At 68.7% G+C, this 5,938-nt stretch carries 5 protein-coding genes and 1 pseudogene (1 of these 6 only partly in view); 3 read left to right on the plus strand and 3 right to left on the minus strand.

Annotated features, from left to right (window positions below):
- A pseudogene (gene upp / locus ACFE99_RS14005) lies at positions 1–353 on the plus strand (uracil phosphoribosyltransferase); it begins 267 nt to the left of the window's first position.
- A 1-nt stretch (position 354) separates the two neighbouring features.
- Here upp and ACFE99_RS14010 read toward each other — a convergent pair.
- Together ACFE99_RS14010 and ACFE99_RS14015 are read right to left on the minus strand one after the other, a co-directional pair.
- Positions 355–1,962, minus strand: a complete 1,608-nt coding sequence (locus ACFE99_RS14010) for a phospho-sugar mutase (RefSeq protein WP_375486218.1) — start codon at positions 1,960–1,962, stop codon at positions 355–357.
- A gap of 11 nt (positions 1,963–1,973) precedes the next feature.
- Positions 1,974–2,780 (minus strand): purine-nucleoside phosphorylase, encoded by an 807-nt coding sequence (locus ACFE99_RS14015; RefSeq protein WP_375486220.1) that lies wholly within the window; start codon positions 2,778–2,780, stop codon positions 1,974–1,976.
- Between the two features lie 24 nt (positions 2,781–2,804).
- Between ACFE99_RS14015 and ACFE99_RS14020 the strand changes: the two genes are divergently transcribed.
- Positions 2,805–3,989, plus strand: coding sequence for a M20 family metallopeptidase (locus tag ACFE99_RS14020; RefSeq protein ID WP_375486222.1), 1,185 nt, complete (start codon positions 2,805–2,807; stop codon positions 3,987–3,989).
- 49 nt (positions 3,990–4,038) lie between these two features.
- Positions 4,039–5,211, plus strand: coding sequence for a M20 family metallopeptidase (locus ACFE99_RS14025; RefSeq protein WP_375486224.1), 1,173 nt, complete (start codon positions 4,039–4,041; stop codon positions 5,209–5,211).
- Positions 5,212–5,382: 171 nt separating this feature from the next.
- On the opposite strand, the gene ACFE99_RS14030 is transcribed toward ACFE99_RS14025, so the two are convergent.
- Positions 5,383–5,856: a gamma-glutamylcyclotransferase gene (locus ACFE99_RS14030; protein WP_375486226.1), complete on the minus strand. Its 474-nt coding sequence runs from the start codon at positions 5,854–5,856 to the stop codon at positions 5,383–5,385.
- Between the last annotated feature and the right edge of the window lie 82 nt (positions 5,857–5,938).

A 5,938-nucleotide genomic window follows, 5' to 3' on the forward strand; every position in this document is an offset into this window, starting at 1 on the left:
CGGAGGCTCGGGTGGGGTTCGTCGGGGTTGTTCGCGATGAGGAAACCCACCGGCCGGTGCCGTATCTGGAGTCGCTGCCCGACGACCTGAGCGCCCAGCCGGTGATGGTGCTCGATCCCATGTTGGCAACTGGCGGCTCGATGACCCACACCATCGGGTTGTTACTGCGCCGCGGCGCAACAGACGTCACCGTTCTGTGCGTAGTCGCTGCACCGGAAGGGCTCGCGGCGCTGGAGAAAGCGGCGGCGAACGTGCGGCTGTACACGGCGGCCATCGATGACCGGCTCAACGAATTCGCCTACATCGTCCCGGGTCTCGGTGATGCGGGTGATCGCCAGTTCGGGCCACGCTGAGCTACCAGCGCTGCACGGAGGCGACGAGTTCGTCACGCAGCGCGCCTGCCCGCTCACGAGCACGCCGAAGATCCTCGCCCGCCGGGCAGCCGGCCTCGAGGTAGAACTTCAACTTTGGCTCGGTGCCGGACGGTCGCACCACGACCCGGGCCCACATGTCGGGGTCGCCGCCGGAGAAGACCAGCACATCGGCGCGCTGCGGGCGCTCGCGCTGCAGTAAATCCGTTGTGGTAGCTGGCAATCCAGCCAATCGTTCCGGCGGGTCGGCGCGGAGTCGCTGCATGACGCTGGCTGCTTCGTCGGGATCGGCCACTGGCCGCGACACCGCCGCGCCCAGGTGAACCCCATGACGTCGCGCAAGGTCGTCGAGCGCGTCAAGCACCGAGCGGTCGTGCGCTTTGAGCGCCGCCACCAGATCGCAGGCCAGTACCGCGGCGCTGATGCCGTCCTTGTCGCGCACCGCCGCGGGGTCGACGCAATGCCCGATCGCCTCTTCGTAAGCGTAGACCAAAGTGAACCCGGACATCCCGGCGTCGGCGCGCGCCAGCCATTTGAACCCGGTCAGCGTTTCGACGTGGCGCGCGCCGTAGTGTGCGGCGATCGCCGCCAGCATCCGAGACGACACCACCGTGCTGGCCACCACGGCGGTCGCCGGAGATTCGGTATCCGACAGAATGTAATCGCCCAGCAGCCAACCGGTTTCGTCACCCGACAGCATCCGCCAACCCTCTGGCGTAGGTATGCCGATCGCGCAGCGATCCGCGTCAGGGTCCAACGCGACCGCGACATCGGCATCGACGTCGTCGGCCAGGCGCAACAGCGCGTCGGCGGCGCCCGGCTCCTCGGGATTGGGGAAGGCGACGGTGGGAAAGTCGGGGTCCGGCGCGAACTGCGCGCCGACAGTGTGCACTTCACCGAAACCGGCGCGGTGCAATGCTTCGACGGCCACCGCACCGCCCACGCCGTGTAACGGTGTCAATGCCACGCGCACCGATCCGGACGAGCGCCGCAGGCTGGAGGTGCGCTCGATATAGCGGTCGACCAGTCCGTTGTCTGTGGGTTCGACCGGCGTCCTGGCGATCTGGTCGGCGAATGGAGCGGCGGCCATCGCGGATTCGATCGCAGAATCGGTAGGCGAGACGATTTGAAGGCCGCCGTCGAAGTACACCTTGGAACCGTTGTCGCTCGGCGGATTGTGTGACGCGGTGATCTGCACTCCGGCTGCGGCGCCGGTGTGTCGCACCGCGAACGCGACCACCGGCGTGGGCACCGGGCTGGCAAACAGCTCGACCGAAAACCCTTCGGCGGCAAAGACTTCGGCGGCACCAACAGCGAATATCGCCGAACCGTGCCGCGCGTCGCGGCCGACGATCACCCGCGATCCGGTCAACCCGCGGTCTTTGAGCACCTGTCCCACTGCCCATGTCGCGCGCAGCACCACGGCCAGGTTCATTGCGTCCGGCCCGCCGCGCACCGGCCCCCGCAGGCCCGCCGTGCCGAACCTAAGTGGCCGGGCGAACCGCGCGGCGAGCTCGCCCGGGTCACACGCGGCGAGTTCTGCGGCCGTCAGCGGGTCGGGGTCGTGCGCGATCCACTCCTCGGGCGTCACTGGCACTCCCGTCAGAGCCGGGCCACCACGTCGGCCAGCAGCGAACCGATCCGGGCCGCGGATGCTGCCCCGGCCTGCACCACCTCGACGTGGCTGAGCGGCGCGCCGGTGATGCCGGCGGCCAGATTCGTCACTAGCGACACCGCCAGAACTTGAGCCCCGGCCGCGCGTGCCGCGATCGTCTCGTGCACCGTCGACATGCCCACCAAGTCGGCACCCAGAGTGTGCAGCATCCGGATTTCGGCTGGCGTTTCGTAGTGCGGCCCCGGCAGGCCCGCATACACCCCTTCGGTCAGTGTCGGGTCGACCTGCCGGGCGAGCTCGCGCAGCCGCGGCGCGTAGGCGTCGACGAGGTCGACGAACTGCGGCCCGACGAGCGGCGAACGCGCGGTGAGGTTCAGGTGGTCACTGATCAGCACCGGTTGCCCGACCTCCAGATCGGGCCGCAGCCCGCCGGCGGCGTTGGTGAGCACGATCGTGTGCGCCCCGGCCGCGCAGGCGCTGCGCACTGGGTGCACCACGTGCAGCAGGTCATGGCCTTCATAGGCATGGATGCGACCGGCCAACACCAGCACCCGGTGCTCGCCGATGCGCATCGACAGCAGCTGGCCGGTGTGCCCGACCGCAGTCGGCGGGCTGAAGCCGGGCAGCTCCGCCATGGGCAGCACCGCGGTTGCCGAGCCCAGCGCCGCAATGGCCGGGGCCCACCCCGACCCCAGCACAATCGCCACGTCGTGCGCGTCGACACCGGTGCGCTCGGCGATGACCTGCGCCGCCCGCTTCGCCAGTGCCTCGGGATCGGGCGGACCATCGGTCACAGCGGCCGAGCTTAGACTGCGTGCATGCCCACCACCACCGCATTGGATGCCGTCGAAGATGCGGTGCGCCGTCGTGGCGCCGATATCGTCGAGCTCTCCCACGCGATCCACGCCGAGCCGGAGCTGGCATTCGACGAGCACCACAGCTGTGCCAAAACGCAGAAACTAGTAGCAGAGCGGGGTTTTGAGATCAAAGCCGGCGTCGGGGGCTTGGACACCGCATTCCGCGCCGACTTCGGCAGCGGACCGCTGGTCGTCGGAATATGCGCCGAATACGACGCACTGCCCGGAATCGGGCACGCCTGCGGGCACAACATTATCGCCGCGTCGGCGGTGGGCACCGCGTTGGCGCTGGCCGAGGTCGCCGACGATCTAGGTTTGACGGTCGCACTGCTGGGCACCCCGGCCGAGGAGTCGGGCGGCGGCAAGGCCCTGATGCTGCAGGCGGGCGTGTTTCTCGACGTCGCGGCCGCGGTGATGCTGCATCCGGGGCCGGCGGACATCGCAGCGGCCCGGTCGCTGGCATTGGCAGAGGTCAGCGTCCGCTACCGCGGCCGGGAATCCCACGCCGCGGTCGCTCCCTACCTGGGGATCAACGCCGCCGACGCCGTGACCGTCGCGCAGGTGGCCATTGGGCTGCTGCGCCAGCAGCTGGCGCCCGGGCAGCAGGTGCAGGGCATCGTCACCGACGGGGGCCAGGCAGTCAACGTCATCCCCGGACAGGCCAGCCTGCTGTATGCGATGCGGGCGCTCGACTCAGACTCGCTGCGCGAACTGCAGGGCAGGATGCTCTCTTGCTTTGCCGCCGGCGCACTGGCGACCGGGTGCGAACACGAAATCGACGACGTAGCACCGCCCTACGCGGAGCTGAAGCCGGATCCTTGGCTGGCCGAGGTGTGCCGGGAGGAGATGCGCCGACTCGGATGCGAACCACTTCCCGTCGAAGTCGAGGCAAGTCTGCCGCTGGGCAGCACCGATATGGGCAACGTGACCCAGGTGTTGCCCGGCATTCATCCGGTGATCGGCGTTGACGCTGGCGGGGCTACCGTGCATCAGGCCGCGTTCGCCGAGGCGGCCGCCGGGCCTAGCGCCGACCGTGCGGTGGTGGAAGGCGCAATCATGTTGGCCCGCACGGTAGTTCGCCTTGCCCAGACCCCGGCAGAACGGGATCGGGTGCTGGCGGCGCGCGAGCAACGGGCGGCATCGTGAGCCACGGCGGCGACAATGCAGCGCAAAGCGATGAGGAGGAGTGGCGCACGTGAGCCTCATCGACGGCGCTGAGTCCTGGTTGGCCGCCCACCATGACGAGCTGATCGAGTGGCGGCGCCATATCCACCGCTACCCCGAGCTGGGCCGCCAGGAGTTCGCCACCACTCAGTTCGTCGCCGAGCGGTTGGCCGACGCCGGACTCAACCCCAAGGTGCTGCCTGGCGGGACCGGCTTGACCTGCGACTTCGGTCCGGAACACGAGCCCAGGATCGCGTTGCGCGCCGACATGGATGCGCTGCCGATGGCCGAGCGCACGGGAGCGCCGTACTCATCGACGATGCCCAACGTCGCGCACGCCTGCGGTCATGACGCGCACACCGCGATCCTGCTCGGCACCGCGCTCGCACTGGCGTCGGTGCCCGAATTGCCGGTCGGGGTGCGCCTGATCTTCCAGGCGGCCGAAGAGCTGATGCCGGGCGGGGCGATTGACGCGATCGCGGCAGGCGTGCTGACCGGAGTCACGCGGATTTTCGCGTTGCACTGCGACCCCCGCCTTGCCGTCGGCAAGGTGGCGGTGAAGCAGGGACCGATAACGTCGGCCGCCGACCGGTTGGAGATCACGTTGTATTCGCCGGGCGGGCATACCTCCCGTCCGCACCTGACCGCCGATCTGGTCTACGGGCTCGGCACGTTGATCACCGGGGTGCCCGGTGTGCTGTCGCGGAGAATCGACCCCCGGAAGAGCACCGTCTTGGTGTGGGGCGCGGTCAACGCCGGCGCAGCGGCCAACGCCATCCCCCAGACTGGCGTGCTGGCCGGAACCGTGCGCACCGCGAGCCGCGAAACCTGGCAAAGCCTCGAGGCCATCATCCGCCAGGCGGTGTCTGCGCTGCTGTCGCCGCTGGAGATCGACCACACGCTGCAGTATCACCGCGGTGTGCCGCCGGTGGTCAACGAGGAGATCTCGACGCGCATCCTCACTCACGCCATCGAAGCCGTCGGCCCGGACGTGCTGACCGACACCCGCCAGTCCGGCGGCGGCGAAGATTTCTCCTGGTATCTGGAGGAGATTCCGGGCGCGATGGCGCGCCTCGGTGTGTGGTCTGGCCATGGGCCGCAGCTGGACTTGCATCAGCCGACATTCGATCTCGACGAGCGGGCTCTGGCGATCGGGGTGCGGGTGATGGTCAACATCGTCGAGCAGTCCGCCGCGCTGCACTAGCCCGCGGCTTGCCGCCGCCACTGTGCGTTCACGCATTCGACTGTGCGTTCACGCACTCGAGCGTGCGTTCGCGCATTCGAATGTGCGCCCAGGGCGGAAAGTTCGCCGTTTTTCCGCCCTGGACGCACACTCGATGGGACGCCCGGCAGCGGGACGCTCCGAAGAAACGGTCTACGTGCCGGGCCCGATGTTGCGGGCCGGGCGGGTGCGCAAGTCGTGCACGTAATCGGCGGGCGCACCGGCGATCTCCGCGGCATCGGCCATCACCCCCAGGTAATGCGCCGAGGGCAATCCGCCTTCCCAGGCGTCGACCACATACAGCCACGCCAGCACGGGATCGGTGGTGGTGTCAGAAGATATGCGCTCGACCCGGCAGCGGATCTTCTTGTGGATCCCGAGCTCGGATCCCTCCCACCGATCAAGGTTCTTCTCGTCGGCCGGTGTCACGTCGTAGAGCACGACGAACACCTTCGAATCGGGATCCTCGACGACTGTGGCCAGCGCCCCCTCCCAGCCGATGTCCTCGCCGCCGAAGGTCAGCCGCCACCCGTGCAGCCAGCCCGTCCCCGCCATCGGTGAGTGCGGTGCACGCTTTGCCATCTGCTCGGTATCCATGTTCGACCCGTAGGCGGCGTAGAGCGGCACGGGGAAAGCTTAGACGGCGCCTGCTGGTCAGGCGCCGATCCGACATCTTCGTTAGGTTGAACCCGTGGCGACCCGCATTGTG

It is taken from the genome of uncultured Mycobacterium sp., assembly GCF_964249325.1.
In the GTDB taxonomy this organism is placed as follows: Bacteria; Actinomycetota; Actinomycetes; order Mycobacteriales; family Mycobacteriaceae; genus Mycobacterium.